This window comes from Cytobacillus sp. FSL R5-0377 (assembly GCF_038004385.1).
Taxonomy (GTDB): domain Bacteria; phylum Bacillota; class Bacilli; order Bacillales; family Cytobacillaceae; genus Cytobacillus.
On the sequence record NZ_JBBORA010000001.1, the window covers coordinates 3,719,982 to 3,737,970 of the forward strand.

Annotated in this window: 19 protein-coding genes; 17 read left to right on the forward strand and 2 right to left on the reverse strand. The window is 40.5% G+C overall.

Annotated elements, in window-relative coordinates; translation table 11 throughout:
- Positions 1–97: 97 nt before the first annotated feature.
- From NSQ49_RS18910 to phoU, 10 genes are all read left to right on the forward strand, one after another.
- Positions 98–1,705 carry a Na/Pi cotransporter family protein gene (locus NSQ49_RS18910; RefSeq protein WP_159865320.1) on the forward strand — a complete coding sequence of 536 codons (1,608 nt, stop codon included), beginning with the start codon at positions 98–100 and terminating at the stop codon, positions 1,703–1,705.
- 60 nt (positions 1,706–1,765) lie between these two features.
- Positions 1,766–2,248, forward strand: a complete 483-nt coding sequence (locus tag NSQ49_RS18915; RefSeq protein ID WP_159865047.1) for a DUF456 domain-containing protein — start codon at positions 1,766–1,768, stop codon at positions 2,246–2,248.
- Positions 2,249–2,447: 199 nt separating this feature from the next.
- Entirely contained in the window at positions 2,448–3,056 is a 609-nt protein-coding gene (locus tag NSQ49_RS18920) for a superoxide dismutase (RefSeq protein WP_076258029.1), read from the forward strand.
- A gap of 137 nt (positions 3,057–3,193) precedes the next feature.
- Complete coding sequence (locus NSQ49_RS18925) at positions 3,194–4,411, forward strand: MFS transporter (protein WP_159865050.1); 1,218 nt, start codon at positions 3,194–3,196, stop codon at positions 4,409–4,411.
- Positions 4,412–4,585: 174 nt separating this feature from the next.
- Positions 4,586–6,727: a peptidoglycan D,D-transpeptidase FtsI family protein gene (locus tag NSQ49_RS18930; protein ID WP_396398658.1), complete on the forward strand. Its 2,142-nt coding sequence runs from the start codon at positions 4,586–4,588 to the stop codon at positions 6,725–6,727.
- Positions 6,728–6,944: 217 nt separating this feature from the next.
- Positions 6,945–7,904 carry a PstS family phosphate ABC transporter substrate-binding protein gene (locus NSQ49_RS18935; protein ID WP_251283685.1) on the forward strand — a complete coding sequence of 320 codons (960 nt, stop codon included), beginning with the start codon at positions 6,945–6,947 and terminating at the stop codon, positions 7,902–7,904.
- A gap of 105 nt (positions 7,905–8,009) precedes the next feature.
- Positions 8,010–8,966, forward strand: a complete 957-nt coding sequence (pstC, locus tag NSQ49_RS18940; protein WP_159865059.1) for a phosphate ABC transporter permease subunit PstC — start codon at positions 8,010–8,012, stop codon at positions 8,964–8,966.
- The gene (gene pstA, locus NSQ49_RS18945; RefSeq protein WP_159865062.1) at positions 8,967–9,851 is read left to right on the forward strand and encodes a phosphate ABC transporter permease PstA; all 885 of its coding nucleotides are present in this window, start codon (positions 8,967–8,969) and stop codon (positions 9,849–9,851) included. It begins immediately after the preceding gene.
- A gap of 17 nt (positions 9,852–9,868) precedes the next feature.
- Positions 9,869–10,696 (forward strand): phosphate ABC transporter ATP-binding protein PstB, encoded by an 828-nt coding sequence (pstB, locus tag NSQ49_RS18950; RefSeq protein ID WP_396398625.1) that lies wholly within the window; start codon positions 9,869–9,871, stop codon positions 10,694–10,696.
- Between the two features lie 56 nt (positions 10,697–10,752).
- Positions 10,753–11,412: a phosphate signaling complex protein PhoU gene (gene phoU, locus NSQ49_RS18955; protein WP_201306541.1), complete on the forward strand. Its 660-nt coding sequence runs from the start codon at positions 10,753–10,755 to the stop codon at positions 11,410–11,412.
- A 49-nt stretch (positions 11,413–11,461) separates the two neighbouring features.
- On the opposite strand, the gene NSQ49_RS18960 is transcribed toward phoU, so the two are convergent.
- Both NSQ49_RS18960 and NSQ49_RS18965 read right to left on the reverse strand, forming a co-directional pair.
- Positions 11,462–11,941 carry an endolytic transglycosylase MltG gene (locus tag NSQ49_RS18960; protein WP_159865071.1) on the reverse strand — a complete coding sequence of 160 codons (480 nt, stop codon included), beginning with the start codon at positions 11,939–11,941 and terminating at the stop codon, positions 11,462–11,464.
- The gene (locus NSQ49_RS18965) at positions 11,934–12,326 is read right to left on the reverse strand and encodes a hypothetical protein (protein WP_251283686.1); all 393 of its coding nucleotides are present in this window, start codon (positions 12,324–12,326) and stop codon (positions 11,934–11,936) included. Before NSQ49_RS18965 ends, NSQ49_RS18960 begins: the two co-directional genes overlap by 8 nt.
- Before the next feature lie 312 nt (positions 12,327–12,638).
- Here NSQ49_RS18965 and NSQ49_RS18970 point away from each other — a divergent pair, with 312 nt between their 5' ends.
- The 7 genes from NSQ49_RS18970 (at position 12,639) to NSQ49_RS19000 (ending at position 17,902) form a co-directional block, all read left to right on the forward strand.
- On the forward strand, positions 12,639–13,274 hold the full coding sequence (locus tag NSQ49_RS18970) for a DUF4912 domain-containing protein (RefSeq protein WP_251283687.1): 636 nt from the start codon (positions 12,639–12,641) through the stop codon (positions 13,272–13,274).
- Positions 13,271–14,506, forward strand: coding sequence for a glycosyltransferase family 4 protein (locus NSQ49_RS18975; RefSeq protein ID WP_251283688.1), 1,236 nt, complete (start codon positions 13,271–13,273; stop codon positions 14,504–14,506). The genes NSQ49_RS18970 and NSQ49_RS18975 overlap by 4 nt, the downstream gene beginning before the upstream one ends.
- A gap of 60 nt (positions 14,507–14,566) precedes the next feature.
- Positions 14,567–15,208 carry a hypothetical protein gene (locus NSQ49_RS18980; RefSeq protein WP_251283689.1) on the forward strand — a complete coding sequence of 214 codons (642 nt, stop codon included), beginning with the start codon at positions 14,567–14,569 and terminating at the stop codon, positions 15,206–15,208.
- Positions 15,209–15,285: 77 nt separating this feature from the next.
- The gene (rpmG, locus tag NSQ49_RS18985; RefSeq protein WP_009332954.1) at positions 15,286–15,435 is read left to right on the forward strand and encodes a 50S ribosomal protein L33; all 150 of its coding nucleotides are present in this window, start codon (positions 15,286–15,288) and stop codon (positions 15,433–15,435) included.
- A 114-nt stretch (positions 15,436–15,549) separates the two neighbouring features.
- Positions 15,550–16,125 carry a 5-formyltetrahydrofolate cyclo-ligase gene (locus NSQ49_RS18990; protein ID WP_251283690.1) on the forward strand — a complete coding sequence of 192 codons (576 nt, stop codon included), beginning with the start codon at positions 15,550–15,552 and terminating at the stop codon, positions 16,123–16,125.
- Positions 16,118–16,906, forward strand: a complete 789-nt coding sequence (locus tag NSQ49_RS18995) for a DUF92 domain-containing protein (protein ID WP_159865083.1) — start codon at positions 16,118–16,120, stop codon at positions 16,904–16,906. Before NSQ49_RS18990 ends, NSQ49_RS18995 begins: the two co-directional genes overlap by 8 nt.
- Before the next feature lie 45 nt (positions 16,907–16,951).
- Positions 16,952–17,902: an L-lactate dehydrogenase gene (locus NSQ49_RS19000; protein WP_159865086.1), complete on the forward strand. Its 951-nt coding sequence runs from the start codon at positions 16,952–16,954 to the stop codon at positions 17,900–17,902.
- Positions 17,903–17,989: the final 87 nt, after the last annotated feature.

The window sequence follows — 17,989 nt, forward strand, 5'->3', positions numbered from 1 at the left end:
TTTTATCTTCATTACCATTAATAATTGTATGGGGTTTGATGAAACATGTCGAAAAAAATATAGGGGTTGAATAGTTGTGGAACTTAATGTTCAGCAAATGCTTTTTGAATTTTTTGGAGGGCTTGGTATTTTTCTTTATGGAATCAAGTTCATGGGTGATGGGCTCCAAAAATCAGCAGGGGATCGGCTGAGAGATTTATTAGATCGTTTTACTACAAATCCAATCATGGGTGTTTTGGCCGGGATTCTTGTAACGATGCTAATTCAAAGCAGTTCAGCTACAACAGTTATTACTGTCGGATTGGTGTCAGCAGGTTTCATGACGCTGCGCCAGGCAATCGGGGTAATCATGGGTGCTAATATAGGGACCACTGTTACAGCTTTCATCATTGGAATAGATGTTGGTGAGTATGCTTTACCCATCATTGCACTAGGATCTATATTGCTATTCTTCTTCAAGAAACAGAAAATCCACAATGTCGGACAAATTGTTTTTGGCTTTGGTGCATTATTCTACGGACTGGAATTAATGAGTGGAGGAATGAAGCCTCTTCGCACTTTGGAATCTTTCCATGACTTGACCGTCAGTATGAGTTCAAATCCAATTCTGGGTGTGGTTGTCGGAACTGTATTTACAGTTATTGTCCAAAGCTCTAGTGCAACAATCGGTATTCTTCAAGGATTGTTTTCTGAAGAGCTGATCAATCTGGATGCTGCACTGCCGGTTTTATTTGGGGATAATATCGGTACAACCATTACAGCGGTTTTAGCAGCTATTGGGGCTTCTGTTGCTGCAAGAAGAGCTGCAGCTGTACACGTATTGTTTAACTTAATTGGTACAACCGTTTTCTTGGTTTTATTAAAACCTTTTACATTTATAGTTGAAACACTGCAGGGGAAAATGGATCTAAATCCTGAAATGACAATTGCCTTTGCACATGGAATTTTCAATACGTCGAATACACTTATTCAGCTTCCATTTGTAGCTGTATTGGCATGGATCGTGACAAGGCTCATTCCGGGCGAAGATGCGGTGGCTGATTATAAAGCTAAGCATTTGGATCCTATGTTTATTGAACAGTCCCCATCGATTGCACTTGGACAAGCCAAGGAAGAAGTGCTCCGCATGGGAACATTTTCTGTACACGGACTGGAAGAAACGGTTCAGTATTTAAAAACAGGCAATCAAAAGCATTCCGATACAGCATACCAGCTGGAAGATGCAATCAATAATCTAGATCGAAAAATTACTGATTATTTGATAAAACTATCTTCAAGTTCACTTTCGGCAAATGAATCAGCCGAGCATACTGTGCTGATGGATACGGTAAGAGATATTGAACGTATTGGTGATCATTTCGAAAATGTAATCGAACTGATTGATTATAAACAGGCAAATAAAGTGTCCATTACTGATTCAGCTATGGCTGATTTAGAGCAAATGTTCAAATTAACCATTTCTACTGTAAAAGAAGCGCTTCAGGCGCTGGACCATAATGATAAAATTGCTGCAGAGCATGTAGTTAAAAAGGAAGAAGAAATTGACAAGATGGAAAGAAAGCTCCGCAAACAGCACATCCTTCGTTTGAATGAAGGTGTATGCTCAGGCCAGGCCGGCATAGTGTATGTAGACATTGTCAGCAACCTGGAGCGTATAGGTGATCACGCAGTGAATATTGCTGAAGCTGTTTTAGGGGAAGAATAAGTGGTAAAATAAGCAAGGGGGATCCCTTGCTTATTTATTTATAAAAAAAGGGTGCTGATTATGGAAATATTTTATTGGATACTGATTATTGTGTTGTTTATTGTCGCTTTTGCAGGCCTGGTTTTTCCGATTATTCCAAGTGTGCTGTTTTTGCTTGGAGGTTTTATTCTTTATGGAGTCCTATTTTCTTTTGAGCCATTTAACTGGCTATTTTGGACGATTCAGGGGCTATTTGTACTCCTTCTTTTCGGAGCGGATTACGTAGCAAATATGATTGGCGTGAAAAAATATGGAGGTTCAAAAGCTGGTGTATGGGGAAGTACAATTGGCCTTTTAGCTGGCCCATTTGTCATACCTGTGCTGGGAATACTTATCGGGCCATTTCTTGGAGCGGTTATTGCTGAACTCGCAGTTAACAGGACAAACTTTAATGATGCATTAAAAATTGGATTCGGGTCTGTAATCGGATTTGTCAGCAGCGCAGCAGCCAAAGCTGTAATCCAGGCAGTTATGATTATTTATTTTTTAGTTGTAGTTCTATAACTAAGCATACTGCTGCGGATTAAAAAATACTAATTTGGATAATGTATATATGGAGCAAAGCTTTTTGATTGAAACAAAAAACCAACTTTGGTAATCTTAAGCTAAAGACCTTAGAAACATTCTAAAATCAGAATTTTATAAATGATTGTAAATGTTTCAGGGGGCTTACTAAAACAGATACATAGGGAGGAATTTTATTATGGCATTTGAATTACCGCAATTACCTTACGCTTATGATGCATTGGAGCCAAACATCGACAAGGAAACGATGAATATTCATCATACAAAGCATCACAATACTTATGTAACAAATCTTAACAATGCTTTAGAAGGAAACGAAGAGCTTCTTTCTAAAACTGTTGAAGAAGTAGTATCCAACCTGGATGCTGTTCCTGAAGCTGCCCGTACTGCTGTGCGCAACAACGGCGGCGGTCATGCAAACCATTCTCTTTTCTGGCAGATCATTTCTCCTAATGGCGGCGGAGAGCCAACAGGCGAATTAGCAGATGCCATCAGCAGCAAATTCGGAAGCTATGACAGCTTTAAAGAAGAGTTCGCGAAGGCGGCAACAACTCGCTTCGGTTCAGGCTGGGCGTGGCTAGTTGTAAACAATGGCGAACTTGAAGTAACAAGCACACCTAATCAGGATTCACCATTAATGGAAGGCAAGACTCCAATCCTTGGCCTTGACGTTTGGGAGCATGCTTACTACTTAAAATACCAAAACCGCCGTCCTGAATACATCAATTCTTTCTGGAATGTTGTTAACTGGGATGAGGTTTCTAAGCGTTACAGCGCTGCAAAATAAGCTATCAAACAGCACGGCAGATTTTATATCTGCCGTGTTTTATTTTTTAAATAATGTATTGTGCTAATTTCTAAATCATTGCATAACCGCACTGGCTTTGTAGGAGACTACCCTTAGAAGCAAAGGGGAGTTTTTTTATGAGCAGATTTAAAAAACTGATCGGTAATGTCGATTTAACGAAAGATTTAACATTGCTTTTATTTATTGGGGGGCTATATTCTTTAAGTGCTGCCCTCTCAAACACATTTGTAAATATCTATCTTTGGAAGCAGTCAGGTGAATTCAGTGATTTGGCTTTGTATAACCTGGCCATTGTTGTTCTGCAGCCTTTGACTTTTATTCTGGCGGGGAGATGGGCGAAGAAGATTGACAGGGTCATTGTACTGAGAATAGGTGTTATTTTTTTAGCCCTTTTTTATCTGACCGTTCTTTTTATTGGTACAAGCGCCTCGAAATATCTATTGCTTCTGGGAGCACTGCTGGGAGTAGGATACGGGTTTTACTGGCTTGCTTTCAATGTACTGACCTTCGAAATAACAGAGCCGGAGAATCGGGATTTCTTTAATGGCTTCCTTGGAATACTAACATCCGTTGGGGGTATGATTGGACCGATAGCAGCAGGTTTCATTATTTCAAGGATGGAAAAGTTCACCGGCTATTCAGTTATCTTCGGAATCTCCCTGACCCTTTTTTCAATAGCTGTCTTTTTAAGTTTTTTCCTTAAAAGGCGGCCTGCAGATGGAAGGTATTTTTTTACGAGAATCCTAGCAGAACGAAAAAACAATGTAAATTGGCGCATGATTACAAATGCCCACTTTTTTCAGGGGCTCAGAGAAGGAACCTTTATTTTTGTTGTTTCAGTGTATGTCTTCATTTCAACTGGCAGCGAACTGGCTCTTGGAACATACGGTTTGGTCAACTCAAGTATCTCTTTTTTAGGATATTATCTTGTATCAAGACTTTTGAAAAAGGAGTACCGGAAAAGAGCCATACTTATCGGGGGATTGGTACTATATGCGGCCATATTCTTTATTGTATTTGATGTTACCTACCCAAAGCTGCTGATGTATGCAGCAGCAATTGCTATAGCGTATCCACTTCTGCTTGTCCCATATATCTCATTAACCTATGATGTCATTGGAAGGGGCTGGAAGGCTGCTGAGATGAGGATTGAGTATATTGTCGTCAGGGAAATCTTTTTAAATGCAGGGCGCATAGTATCGATTTTAGGTTTTTTAGCTGCGGTATCTTTTTTTCAGGAGGAAAAAAGCATACCAATCCTTCTTTTAATAATAGGAGCGGGACATTCGGTCATTTATTTATTCATAAGAAAAATTCAATTTCAGTCAGCGTAAGAGAGAGGAAACCCTCTCTCTTTTTTTACCAGTAAATTTATTTATGTAGAAAAAGGGTTCTTTATAGAATTAATTGTTTTTTTCTTTTAGAATGGGACTAAGAGAATTTTTTAAAGGAAGTGTGCGTAATTGAATAGGAAGAAAAAGAAGACCCATGTTCCTTTCCGTCTGAATATGCTCTTCTTTGCTGTGTTTTTATTGTTTTCATTACTGATCCTCCGGCTTGGGATGGTTCAGATTGTTTATGGCGATGATTATAAGCGTGAGATTGAAAGAACGGAAGATGTTACAGTTAACAGTCCTGTGCCGAGAGGTAAAATGTTTGACCGGAATGGACAGGTGATTGTCGATAATACCCCGCAAAATGCCATCACCTTTACTAATAATGGGTACAAGCAGGATGAAATGCTTGAGGTGGCGGAGAGGCTGGCCAAGCTGATCGATAAAGATACCAAAAAGGTTCAGGAACGGGATAAAAAGGATTACTGGATCATGAAGAATCCTGATAAGGCAGAAGCAAAGGTCACTAAAAAAGATAAAGACGAACTTGAAAAGAAGTATGAGGGTAAGGATAAGGAACTGGATAAGGCCATTTATCAGCTCACTTTGGACCGGATAACTAAAGAGGAATTAAGTGAACTGACAAAGGATGATCTTGAAGTCCTTGCTATCTACAGAGAATTTACAAGCGGATATGCTTTGACCCCTCAAATTGTTAAGAATAAAAAAGTAACACCTGAGGAATTTGCAGTTGTCAGCGAAAATCTGCAGATTTTACCGGGTGTAGATACAACAACCGACTGGGAAAGGTATTATGCCTTTGGAGATACTTTGAAATCGGTGCTTGGAAAAGTAACAAGCTCTGATGAAGGTCTTCCGGCCGAACAGATTGAATACTATATGGCACGTGACTATAGCCGCAATGACCGTGTAGGCAAGAGTTATATCGAGATGCAATACGAAGAAGTCCTTCACGGCCAAAAGGCAAAAGTAAAAAACGTTACAGATAAAGCCGGGAATGTTCTTGAAACTGTACCCATCACAGACGGTCAAAGAGGCAAGGACCTTGTGCTGAGCATAGATATGGATCTTCAAAAGGAAGTTGAGAAAATCATTGAAGAGGAATTGCGTAAAGCGAAGGCATCAGCAGGAACAGCTTTACTGGACAGGGCCTATGTAGTACTGATGGACCCGCATACGGGAGAAGTTCTTTCAATGGCCGGCAAAAAGATTGTGAAGGATAAAGAGACAGGCCAGTCTCAAATGCAGGACGATGCACTGGGCAACATCACAACTACTTATAATGTCGGTTCAGCTGTGAAGGGTGCTACAATACTTACCGGTTATAAAACGGGGGCTATTAATCCCGGAACCGTTTTGTATGATCGTCCTTTAAAAATTAAAGGAACACCTGTGAAAAAATCATGGAGAAATTTTGGCTCTTTAAATGATATTAATGCACTAAAGTTTTCCTCAAACGTTTATATGTTCGAAACCGTCATCAGGATAGGCGGGGGGAGATATGAGTTTGAGAAGCCATTATGGATAGATGAAAAAGCTTTTAGTACTGTAAGGGAATCGTTCGCTCAATTCGGTCTTGGCGTTCGGACAGGGATTGATTTGCCAAATGAGCAAACAGGCTTTAAAGGAATGAGTGTTTTGCCTGGTTTCATGCTTGACCTTTCGATTGGACAGTACGATACTTATTCCAACATGCAGCTTGCACAATATGTTTCTGTCATTGCCAATGGCGGAAATAGGATGGAGCCTCACATCGTAAAGGAAATCCGTGAGCCATTAATGGAAAACAATGAACTTGGCCCTATTGTTCAGGAGATGGAGCCAAAGGTTCTTAATAGGGTCGAACTGGAAGAAGGCTGGATGGACCGTGTGCAGGAAGGTTTCCGCAGAGTAATGCAGGAAAGCGGCGGTACAGGTTATTCCAATTTTGGGGGCAAAGAGTATAAACCAGCTGGTAAAACAGGTACAGCTGAGGCCTTTTACGATGGACCTGAGCGCAGCAAATTTGGAAAAGAGCCTCCTGAAGTCATGAATCTTAGCCTTGTTGGCTATGCACCATCAAATAATCCCGAGATTGCCATGGCTGTTTTAGTACCTTGGGCCTACCAGGGAAGCGTAGATCATGGAGCAAATAAAAAAATCGGTGAACGTGTTCTGGATGCCTACTTTGAGCTTAAAAAGGAGCGTCAAAAGAAAGGCGAGAACAGCAAGGATTCTGTTCAAAAAGTAAATAATATTGATGAAGTAATCGAAGGGCAGGAAGATGCCCGCAGAGAAAATGAAGAGAATGAATAAGCAAGATGGACTGTCTCCCGAATAGGGAGACAGTTTTTTTGTGTTATTGATAATTGGGAAGAGAGTTACTTCAAAGTTATACGCCACTTCGACATATTTACACAAGAATTGCCCACATTTACAAAAGCTTTACATTCGGTTAAAACCGGGTTAACAGTCAACCCTTATTCTAAACACGTAGGACAAAACAACCAATTTTCTTAGGGGGAATTCAGGAATGAAACGTCTTAAAAAAATGAGCCTTTTATTAACGCTTGGAGCTGTAATGGCTTTTACAGCTGCTTGCAGTGGAGATGAGGGCACCAGTGCGAATGGAGATAACAGTGAAGAGCTGGAGGGCAGTGTAGTTATAGACGGTTCTGGGACAGTTTATCCATTTATGGCTCGCATGGCTGAAAACTATATGGGAGAACAGGAAAATGTCTCTGTAGAAGTCAGCCGCTCAGGAACTTCAGCAGGCTTTAAGAAGTTTCTTGCAGAAGACGGAACAGATTTTAACGACGCTTCCCGCCAAATTAAAGATGAAGAGAAAGCTTCCGCTGAGGAGCTTGGCATTGATGTACAGGAAATGAAGGTTGCTTTGGATGGAATTACGATCGTAATCAATAAAGAAAATGATTGGGCAACTGAACTTACCCAGCAGGAAGTTATCGACATCTTCCTTGCAAGCGCAGGAAAGAAAAAATGGTCAGATGTCCGCCCTGACTTCCCGGACGATGAAATTAAAACGTATGGCCCAAATGAAAACCATGGAACGTATGAATTTATGTTTGAAAATATTCTTGAAGAGCAGGATCTTCCTGAAAATATCAACTTACAGCAGGACTACTCAACGTTAGTGGATCTTGTATCAAAAGATAAAAATGCCATCGGCTTCTTTGGTTATGGATACTATGATAGTAATAAAGATAAATTGGCAGCAGTAAAGATAGACTTTGGCAATGGGCCTGTTGAGCCATCATTGGACACAATCAAGGAAGACGGAGAGTATGCTCCATTCACTCGACCTGTGTTCACATATCTGAATACGAATATGGCGAAAGAAAAGCCGCAAGTACTTGACTATGCTATTTATACAATGGAGAATGCGCAGGATGTTGCCGCTGAAACTGGATTTGCGCCATTATCAGATAAAGATGTCCAAGCTTCACTTGATGCTTTGAACGAATTGAAATAAGAAGAAGTACCGTCATAAGAGGATGAGAAGTTTGCTTTCTCATCTTCTTGTGATGGGCTTGTAAAGAGTGCTTCTTTGGATGAGAAGGCTGAAAGGGGTTTTGACGTGGCTAAAAGTGCTGTTCACTATGACAAAAAAAAGCTGAATGTGCGAGAAATCATTCAACAAAAGAAAAGATCTCGAAGTGTCAATAATTACACAGAAATATTAATACCGAAAATATTATTCGGCATTGCAGCAATTTCAGTTTTCACTACTATTGGAATTGTCCTTACCTTAATCACGGAAACAATCGCCTTTTTTAAAGACGTTCCTTTTATAGATTTCTTTACAGGTACTCAATTAAAGCCTTTGGGTGAAAATGCCGTCTTTGGTGTTCTTCCCTTACTGACGGGAACCATTATTTCCACTTTAATAGCCATGCTGGTTGCGATTCCGGTGGGTCTGATGACAGCCATATTTTTAAGTGAATATGCATCAGAAAAAACAAGGAAGGCGTTAAAGCCCCTACTTGAAATCCTGGCGGGTATTCCTACCATTGTTTATGGATTTTTTGCTTTTACGTTTGTAACACCTTTACTAAAATCTTTTATTCCTGGCCTTGAACCTACAAATATATTGAGTCCCGGGATTGTAATGGGAATTATGATCATTCCGATGGTAGCCTCTCTTTCCGAGGATGCCATGAGCTCTGTGCCAAATGCCATGAGGGAAGGAGCCCTTGCGTTAGGTGCCACTAAGCTGGAAGTAACCTGGAAAGTGGTTGTTCCAGCAGCTATTTCTGGCATCATTGCTTCATTCGTGCTCGGAATATCAAGAGCAATTGGGGAGACGATGATCGTAACTATAGCAAGTGGAAGTTCGAAGAATTTCACCTTTGACGTAACGCAGTCCATGCAGACTATGACGGCTTACATTGTGGAAGTAACAGGCGGGGAAGCAGCCGCAGGAACAACATTATATTACAGCCTTTACGCAGTTGCTATGACATTATTTGTTTTTACGCTGGTTATGAACCTGCTCGCTCAGTATATCTCTCGAAGGTTCAGGGAGGAGTATTAAATGAAATATGTAGATTCGGATCAAGTGCAAAAAAAGATGGGCAGCCGCCTGCTTGCAAATAATCTGGCAAAAACACTCTTCTTTTTAGCAACTTTATTTGGCCTGGCTGTGTTAATTGTATTAATCTATCGAGTCCTCGCTGATGGATTAAGCTGGATCAACATGGATTTTCTTATGAATCGCTTATCAACGGATCCTGAAAGGGCTGGAATCTGGGGAGCCATAACAGGAACATTTTGGCTGATGCTTGTTGTTGCTCCTGTCACGATGATTCTTGGAGTAGGCACAGCCATTTATCTTGAAGAGTATGCTGGAAAGGGGCGTATTTCATCATTTATTAAAACGAACATCTCCAACCTGGCAGGCGTCCCGTCAGTTGTTTTTGGGATTCTTGGTTTAACTGTTTTTGCAAGAACATTGGATTTGGGTTCTGTAGTTCTTGCTGGCGGTCTGACAATGTCGCTGCTGGTTCTTCCGGTAGTTGTAGTTGCCAGCCAGGAAGCCATTCGGGCAGTACCGCAATTCTTAAGAGAAGCTTCATACGGAATGGGTGCGACTAAATGGCAGACCATTAAAAATGTGGTTCTTCCCGCAGCTCTTCCGGGAATTCTTACTGGGGTCATTCTTGCCCTGTCCAGGGCAATCGGGGAAACAGCGCCATTGGTTGTAATCGGCATTCCGGCATTGTTAATTCCCGTTCCTGATGGAGTCTTTGATAAATTTACGATTTTGCCGGTCCAGATTTATTATTGGACAGTTGACTCTGCTCTTGTTGCGGAATATGCCAACCTGGCAGCCGCGACCATTGTCATATTATTAATGGTTTTGTTTGTGATGAATTCAATCGCAATAATGATCCGAAATAAATTCCAAAAAAGATACTAAGCTGGAGGTTTTAAATAATGACTGCAGTTATGGAAAAAACCAGTCCAAATATTCATACAGCTAACCTAAACCAAAAAGTTAATGAGAATAACAAAGTTGTTTATCATACAAAAGATCTTAACCTTTGGTATGGTGAGGGCCATGCGTTAAAGAATATTAACCTGGCCGTTCATGAAAATGAAGTAACGGCCATTATCGGTCCATCCGGATGTGGAAAGTCCACCTATATCAAAACCCTGAACCGTATGGTCGAACTTGTACCTTCTGTGAAGATTTCCGGCGGAATTTTATACCGCGGCCGCGACATTCTGGATAAGTCGTTTAAAGTGGAAGATTTAAGAACAAGTGTAGGCATGGTTTTCCAAAAGCCCAATCCTTTTCCAAAGTCCATTTATGAAAATGTGGCATATGGACCGAAAATACATGGAATCCGTGATAAAAGGATCCTTGATGAAATTGTTGAAAAAAGCTTAAGAGGAGCTGCAATCTGGGATGAAGTAAAAGATCGCCTGAACCAGAATGCGTACGGCCTATCAGGCGGGCAGCAGCAGCGTCTTTGCATTGCGCGCTGCCTTGCGATTGAACCGGATGTCATTTTAATGGATGAGCCAACCTCTGCACTTGATCCCATTTCTACTTTAAAAGTAGAGGAGCTCGTGCAGGAGCTTAAGGAAGAATTCAGTATCATTATTGTTACGCATAATATGCAGCAGGCAGCCCGTATCTCTGATAAAACTGCTTTCTTTTTAAATGGGGAAGTAATCGAGTTTGCTGAAACTGATAAGATTTTCTCCACTCCTTCAGATAAGCGGACTGAAGATTATATCACTGGGCGATTCGGTTAATTGCATGATGATGATTCAGACTGGCATAAATATATGGGGGTAGGGGGATTACAATGATGGCAGTACGTGAAAGGTTTGAATATGATCTTCAGGAGCTTCAAAAAATGCTTATAGAAATTGGCAATTTTGCTGTAGAGGCACTGCATAGATCAGTTGAAGCGCTTGAAACCCAAAACATTGAATTGGCACTTGAAATCATTGATGACGACAATCAGGCTGATGCATTATATGAAGAAATAAATGATCTAGCCATTCTGTTAATTGCTAAACAGCAGCCAGTGGCTATTGACCTCCGCCGCATCATTGTGGCTATAAAGATCGCAACAGACATTGAAAGAATTGCAGACTTTGGAGTCAATATTGCGAAATCTGCCATTCGGATTGGATCTGAACCGCTAATTAAGCCGATTGAACATATAAAAAAAATGTACGATATCTCTGCTGAAATGCTCCGTTTATCCCTGGAAGCTTTCACTGAAGAAGATATAGCAAAGGCAAAAAAAGTTGCCGATATGGATGATCAGGTAGACGATCTCTATGGTGAAACAATTAGAGATCTGCTGCAAATCAATCTGCAGAAACCTGAATACCTTCCTCAGATTACCCAGCTGTCTTTTGTCTGCCGATATTTAGAAAGAGCAGCTGACCATGTGACCAATATTTCTGAACATACCTTCTACCTGGTTAAAGGACGCCAGTATGATTTAAATAATTAACAGGCTTTGGATCTAGACAGTCAAAAAAGCTAAAAGGAATTGTACCCTTTTAGCTTTTTGTTATGATTTTTGCAATTTCTTTATAGCTCATATTATGGTTCAGTTCGAATGTGCCAAGCTGTATTTTTTGGCTGTACCCGTATTCCTCCAGGTAATTGCCGAAGTCTGCTGCCTGGTCAATAACACTTGCTTTTTCAAGCAGCAACGCGATTTCACCGGGAGTCATGCCGCTTTCAATGGTTAGCTGAAAGACTCTCTGAGCCTCTTTTGCCTGCTCCGTATTTTCCTCTGAAGTTTCTTCATTAACTTCTTTCTCATTTGGGTCTTTAGCATCCGTCTGCTGCAGGAGAGCATATTCTTCGTTTGTTAATACTGTATAGCCGTTTGCCTCCAGAAATTTTCTTGCGCTGTTTTCATCAATTTTTCTATCTTCCGATTGCTCCGGTTTATTCAATAGATAGGCTGTGCCAAAGGCTGCGACAGCAATAAGAATGCCAAATGCAAATGCACGGGTATTTCGTTTATTCATAGCTATGGCCCCTAAATTTCATTTCTGTTTGGATAGTCCTTACTTCATCAGGAGAAAGGGATGATTGTCTTGCAATTTGTTCTACTGACAGCCCTTGCCTGATCAGGAGCATCACCTGATTTTTTATGATTTCATGAACTGCCCTTTTTTCTGCAGAATGAACAGAAGGCTCTGAAGGAACATGCTTAATAAATGGCTCATCTGCCACCAGCAGTTCTTCTTCCAATACTTTTAATTTCTTTTTAATTTGATAAATTTCCTGGATCTGCTGCATGGACATTTGGTCCATTTCATCGCGCAGCTCTTTATAAGGATCTCTCAAAAATACTGAAAGAATTATTAATCCTATAGAAAAGACTAATAATGACAGCAAGATTAATTCCAATAAAACTCACCTCTATTCATTGCACAGATGTATTTTACCATCAAAATTGACAAATTTCGATATATATTCCATAAACAGGTGAAACTTAAAGATTCCTGTCAGAGGAATCCTGTCGATTAAGAAGCTCAGCAAACGTTTATAAAATTTTTCCTGTGAATAATCGGGAAGGAATGTACATTCGCAAGAAGCGACAAATTCCGTTTATTGTAGGCGACTCATATCAGTGATAACATTAAGTTATATAAATAGTCATAAAATTTTGCTTTTTGTCATATAGAATGGTTTTATGAAATAAATGCAAGAGGTGCCGTTATGATAGATGAAATTATTAAACTTCGACGCAGGGGGCTTTCCTTTCGTAAGATTGCCAGTGAGCTTGATACAACAGTAGGAAAAGTGCAGTATCAATGGACCAAACTTATCCAAAATAAAGGAAAGCGCGATAGCGGGGAGGTTACGGGGAATAAATTAAATGCTGAAGTAAATCCTATGCGAAATCAATCAATAGATTGTTTGGCATTAACCCGCTCAACAGATGATAGGGTAATAGCATCCTGGGAATTATCACCTCAGAAAGAGAAGATGCTCTCACGATATTTGGACGAGCCTTTCTCTGCTTTTAGAAAATCTTTAAGAATCTATGATGTTACCGGAGTCCTTTTTGATGGAGCTAATTCAGTCTGTGACCATGAGGTAATCCTGTCCGGGCAAACTGAATGGCTCTTTAAAGGGCTCAAACCTGACCGAGTGTACTGTGTGGAATTGGGCATTAAAATCACAGATATTCAATTCCTCCCTTTACTGCGCTCAGAAGCACTTCATACTTCAGAGGAAATACCCTGCCATTCATACGGAAAAAGCGAATCTGGGGTTCAGCCTGAATGGACTGTGAATGTGAGTACATACACGTATTATGAATCAGTCAGTGAAGGAGCAGGTAAAGAATGATTAACTCGAGAATTTCTGAATTAAATAATAATAGTTTCATTAACGATAAACCAAAAATCCTTCTTCTTACCTGGGAGTATCCTCCACATGTTGTTGGCGGTTTATCAAGGCATGTGCATGGACTTGCCGGAGGATTAAGACAGGATTATGAGGTTCATATTCTGACTGCCAATCCTGGCACACTTCCGGGCTATGAATGTATTAACGGTATCTATATACACAGGGTAAAGCCGTTAAATGAAAAGGATCCTAACTTTCTGCACTGGATTTTGGGATTGAATTTGGCGATGGAGCAAAAGGCCATTGAACTGTCATCCTCCCACCTCTTTGAAATCATTCATGCACATGACTGGCTTGTAGGTGCAAGCGGCCTGTCCTTAAAGGAGAGCTTACACTGTCCCTTGATTACAACTATACACGCAACAGAATATGGGAGAAATAATGGAATTTACACAGAATTGCAGAAATTTATCCATACAAAAGAAGAGCAGCTGATCCATGGGTCAGATCAGGTTATTGTTTGCAGCGAGTATATGAAGGAAGAAGTACTTCATCAATTTTCAATTGCAAGCGAAAAAATATCTGTTATCGCAAACGGTATCAGCAAAGAAACACTTCTTGATGATCCAGACAGCTTATTAGAAGGACTTTCAGTAAAAAAAGGAGGAAGGCTGATATTCTCCATTGGACGGATGGTGAGGGAAAAAGGGTTTGATACCTTAATCGAGGCAGCGCCTTTGATTAAAGAGAAGTATCAGGATGCTTACCTGATCGTTGCCGGCAAGGGTCCTATGCTTGAAGCACACAGAAAAAAAGCAAGAGAGCTGAAAGTCGATGATATCATACATTTTCCAGGATTTATTAATGACATGCAAAGATTAGCTCTGTTTCAGAAGTGTGAAATCGCTGTTTTTCCAAGTTACTATGAGCCATTTGGCATTGTAGCCCTCGAAGCCATGATTATGGGAAAGCCGGCGATAGTATCCAATACAGGCGGATTAAAGGGTATCGTTCAACATGAATACACCGGCCTGCTCATGGCCACTGGAGATCCATATAGCTTTGCAGAGCAGGCTTTCACTCTCTTGGAGGATCCTAAAGCTGCCGATACAATTGGCAAACAAGGTCAAAAGGTTGCAGAAAGCCTATTCAGCTGGAGACGCATTGCGGATGAAACCAAAAGAGTATATCAAGAAACCCTGATCAGCCGGAAGCTGGAAGATTTAGTGTGATATATATTATCTGTCATTGAAAAGGACGTTTGAAAAACTTATAGAAAAAGGTGCATAGGAATGAATACATTAAATTGGATTCAATCTGATGTTTATGAGGAAATGGAGAAAGCGCCGGCCGGGAAATTGAGAATGATACCCGGATTGCGGATAGACGGTAAAACTTACTGGATGGAAAATGACAGTAAAGAAATGTTTCCTGATGAAAATATCTCTGTTCAAATTAAAACAGAACAAATCCATTCTAAAATTTCGTATTTTAGAAGCTATATTACTAACCATGCGAACAAGCCCAGAACGATTAAGCTTTTATTGCAGCACAGGCATGAGTTTTCTTCCCGTGAACACCTTTCTTTCATTTCACCTGCTGAAAATGTCATCTTTCATATGGCTGACTCCAAGCTATTTTTGGTTAACGGCCAGATAAACGGCAAAAAAATGGAAGAGTGTACAATTCAGCCATACTGGAACACTTTCAGTGACCAGATATGGAGCTGCAAAAAGAAAGGAACATTAAAGTACAACCCTATGGCTCAGGGCAACTCAATTAGTATTATCGCCCTTACAGCTGTATTTAATGGAAGAGGAACAGCAGAAGGGGAGTCATGGATAATTAACGGGAACAGCAAATCAGAAATGCTTCAGTATAATAGCCTGCTGATAGACAGGGGGAAAGAGGATACTTTTAAAAAAACGTACTAGCATTTCGATTTAAAAAGTGATATTATAGAAAAGTCGTATGAACGAACTAGTTTGAACATAGTTTGGAGGGAAATTACATGCGTGTAAACATTACGTTAGCTTGCACAGAATGTGGAGATCGTAACTATATTTCTAAAAAAAATAAACGAAATAATCCAGATCGTCTTGAGCTTAAAAAATATTGCCCAAGAGACAAGCGTTCGACTACACATCGTGAAACAAAATAAGCAGTAGGATCATTCCTACTGCTTTTTTTGTTGATTTTTTTAATGGTTAACATTCCCTTTATTGGATAAGTTATTGAGAACTTTGCAATAGTAACTATTGTTGGAGGTTTTAATATGGAAAACGATAAAAAGCTCCTTAGAAAGCAAATGCTGGATCAAATGACGGAATTGAGCAAGCCGGAGTATGAACAGCTGTCCTATCAAATTGCCTGCAGGTTTTATAACAGCCCTTTATGGAGACAGGCCAAAACAATTGGAATAACAGTTTCAAAGGTACCTGAGGCTGACACATGGCAAATTATCAGAAGAGCCTGGGAAGAAGGGAAAAGGGTCGCTGTACCGAAATGCATACCTGAATCCAAACAAATGGTATTTCGTGAATTGAATAGCTTTATGGATTTGGAGTCTGTATTTTATGGATTATGGGAGCCGAATCCGGAAAAAACGGAGGAAATCCTCAGTGAGGAAATCGATACTTTAGTCGTTCCCGGACTGGCATATATGAAAAACGGTTTCCGGCTCGGATTTGGGGGAGGCTATTATGATCGTTTTCTCGAGCATTATAAAGGAAGAACGGTTTCACTGGCATTTGAAATGCAGTTCATAACAGGCTTTCCGGTGGAAGACCATGATAGGCCGGTGGAAATGATTATTACCAATCAGCAGGTGTGGGAATCTGGCAATGCTTGAATCTATTGCAATCATTATTTTTATATTAATCACAGCGCTGGCCGGGTATTATTTCCGCTTACTGACCCTTTCAGGCAGTATAGCGGCATTCATTGTAGGTGCAGCAGCAGCCTTTGGGTTTGGTTTGGATGGCCTTTTTGTCCTGGGGTTCTTTTTTGCAAGCTCAAGCTTCTGGTCAAAATTTAAAGGCCATAAAAAAAAGGAATTCGAAACTAAGCATGCCAAGGGATCAAGAAGAGATTGGCGGCAGGTTGCTGCCAATGGAGGCATAGCTGCTATTGCCAGCATATTCTATCTTCTGGATCCATCACAGGCATGGCTGATTGCCTTTCTTATCGGACTGGCAGCAGCAAATTCAGATACATGGGCATCAGAAATTGGCTCATTAAGTCAAAAACCCCCCATTTCATTGAAGACGTGGAAAGCAATCGAAACAGGTACCTCCGGTGCTGTCAGCTCTCTAGGAACGATTGCAGCTTTGTCAGGTTCTTTTACAATTGCTCTTCTGGCATATATGCTTTTTCCCCTATCAACATATGAGGTTCTGCTGGTTGGCACTTTTGGGTTTACAGGGAATTTGCTTGACTCTTTATCAGGTGCTTATTTTCAGGCTGAATACAAGTGCCTGGCATGCAGGTCAAACGTGGAGGCATCAGAACATTGCGGACAGCCGGCCATTTTGGTAAAAGGCTGGAATTTTGCAGATAATGATTTTGTTAATTTTTTTTCAGGTTTAGCTTCTGCCTCGGTGGGAATGCTTCTATATATCTTATTGGCATAAAGGGACTTTGCAGTTCTCTATACAATAAAGTAAAGGGGAGTTATTATGAATAATCGGGTAAACAGAGTGGTGCTGATCGGAACTGGCTTTGTTGGATCAAGCTATTCGTTTGCACTCTTGAATCAAGGTGTTACTGAGGAACTGGTTCTGATTGATTTAAATAAAGATAAATCTGAAGGAGATGCCATGGACTTGAATCACGGCATGCCCTTTGCCCCTTCTCCAACTTCAATCTGGTATGGAAATTATTCCGATTGCACAGATGCTGATTTGGTTGTCATAACTGCTGGAGCGAATCAAAAACCAGGAGAGACCCGCCTGGACCTTGTGGAAAAGAACTCTAAAATCTTTAAAGAAATAGTTAATCATGTCATGAACAGCGGTTTTGATGGCATATTTTTGGTTGCGACAAATCCAGTGGATATTCTCACCTATGCTGTCTGGAAGTATTCCGGGCTTCCTAAAGAAAGAGTAATCGGATCTGGAACGATATTGGATACAGCCAGATTCAGATTTCTGCTCGGAGAATACTTTAAAGTCGATGCGAGAAATGTCCATGCTTATATTATTGGTGAACACGGAGATACTGAATTGCCTGTATGGAGCCATGCAGATATTGCTGGGAAATCCATTGAAGACTGGATGAAGAAAGAAGAGAACTTTAGACAGGAAGATCTTAATGAGTTATTCCTTAATGTCAGAGATGCAGCTTATCATATAATCGAGCGGAAAGGCGCGACTTATTATGGAATAGCCATGGGTCTGGTGAGACTGACGAAAGCGATCCTCCAGAACGAGAATTCTGTCCTCACAGTGTCAGCTTACTTAGATGGAGAATATGGCCATGAGAATGTTTATATTGGAGTGCCTGCAATTGTCAACAGAAACGGCATTCGTGATATCGTTGAACTTCACTTAAGCATCGAAGAGAAAAATCAGTTTACCCATTCCGTTAATGTTCTCAAGAAAACGATGGCACCAATATTGAAGAATTAATCAGCTTGAGTTAATAGTGAAATTTATTTTGTTTTAGAGAATGGATAAAAATTATTCTCTCTTCTCACAATAAGGAAGAGGAGGGAA

What these genes read in the sequence shown, in the direction of transcription:
- NSQ49_RS18910 (WP_159865320.1), top strand. Translation starts at nt 98, where the DNA reads ATGCTTTTTGAATTTTTTGGAGGGCTTGGTATTTTTCTTTATGGAATC.
- NSQ49_RS18915 (WP_159865047.1), top strand. Translation starts at nt 1,766, where the DNA reads ATGGAAATATTTTATTGGATACTGATTATTGTGTTGTTTATTGTCGCT.
- NSQ49_RS18920 (WP_076258029.1), top strand. Translation starts at nt 2,448, where the DNA reads ATGGCATTTGAATTACCGCAATTACCTTACGCTTATGATGCATTGGAG.
- NSQ49_RS18925 (WP_159865050.1), top strand. Translation starts at nt 3,194, where the DNA reads ATGAGCAGATTTAAAAAACTGATCGGTAATGTCGATTTAACGAAAGAT.
- NSQ49_RS18930 (WP_396398658.1), top strand. Translation starts at nt 4,586, where the DNA reads ATGCTCTTCTTTGCTGTGTTTTTATTGTTTTCATTACTGATCCTCCGG.
- NSQ49_RS18935 (WP_251283685.1), top strand. Translation starts at nt 6,945, where the DNA reads ATGAAACGTCTTAAAAAAATGAGCCTTTTATTAACGCTTGGAGCTGTA.
- pstA (WP_159865062.1), top strand. Translation starts at nt 8,967, where the DNA reads ATGAAATATGTAGATTCGGATCAAGTGCAAAAAAAGATGGGCAGCCGC.
- pstB (WP_396398625.1), top strand. Translation starts at nt 9,869, where the DNA reads ATGACTGCAGTTATGGAAAAAACCAGTCCAAATATTCATACAGCTAAC.
- phoU (WP_201306541.1), top strand. Translation starts at nt 10,753, where the DNA reads ATGGCAGTACGTGAAAGGTTTGAATATGATCTTCAGGAGCTTCAAAAA.
- NSQ49_RS18960 (WP_159865071.1), bottom strand. Translation starts at nt 11,941, where the DNA reads ATGAATAAACGAAATACCCGTGCATTTGCATTTGGCATTCTTATTGCT.
- NSQ49_RS18970 (WP_251283687.1), top strand. Translation starts at nt 12,639, where the DNA reads ATGATAGATGAAATTATTAAACTTCGACGCAGGGGGCTTTCCTTTCGT.
- NSQ49_RS18975 (WP_251283688.1), top strand. Translation starts at nt 13,271, where the DNA reads ATGATTAACTCGAGAATTTCTGAATTAAATAATAATAGTTTCATTAAC.
- NSQ49_RS18980 (WP_251283689.1), top strand. Translation starts at nt 14,567, where the DNA reads ATGAATACATTAAATTGGATTCAATCTGATGTTTATGAGGAAATGGAG.
- rpmG (WP_009332954.1), top strand. Translation starts at nt 15,286, where the DNA reads ATGCGTGTAAACATTACGTTAGCTTGCACAGAATGTGGAGATCGTAAC.
- NSQ49_RS18990 (WP_251283690.1), top strand. Translation starts at nt 15,550, where the DNA reads ATGGAAAACGATAAAAAGCTCCTTAGAAAGCAAATGCTGGATCAAATG.
- NSQ49_RS18995 (WP_159865083.1), top strand. Translation starts at nt 16,118, where the DNA reads ATGCTTGAATCTATTGCAATCATTATTTTTATATTAATCACAGCGCTG.
- NSQ49_RS19000 (WP_159865086.1), top strand. Translation starts at nt 16,952, where the DNA reads ATGAATAATCGGGTAAACAGAGTGGTGCTGATCGGAACTGGCTTTGTT.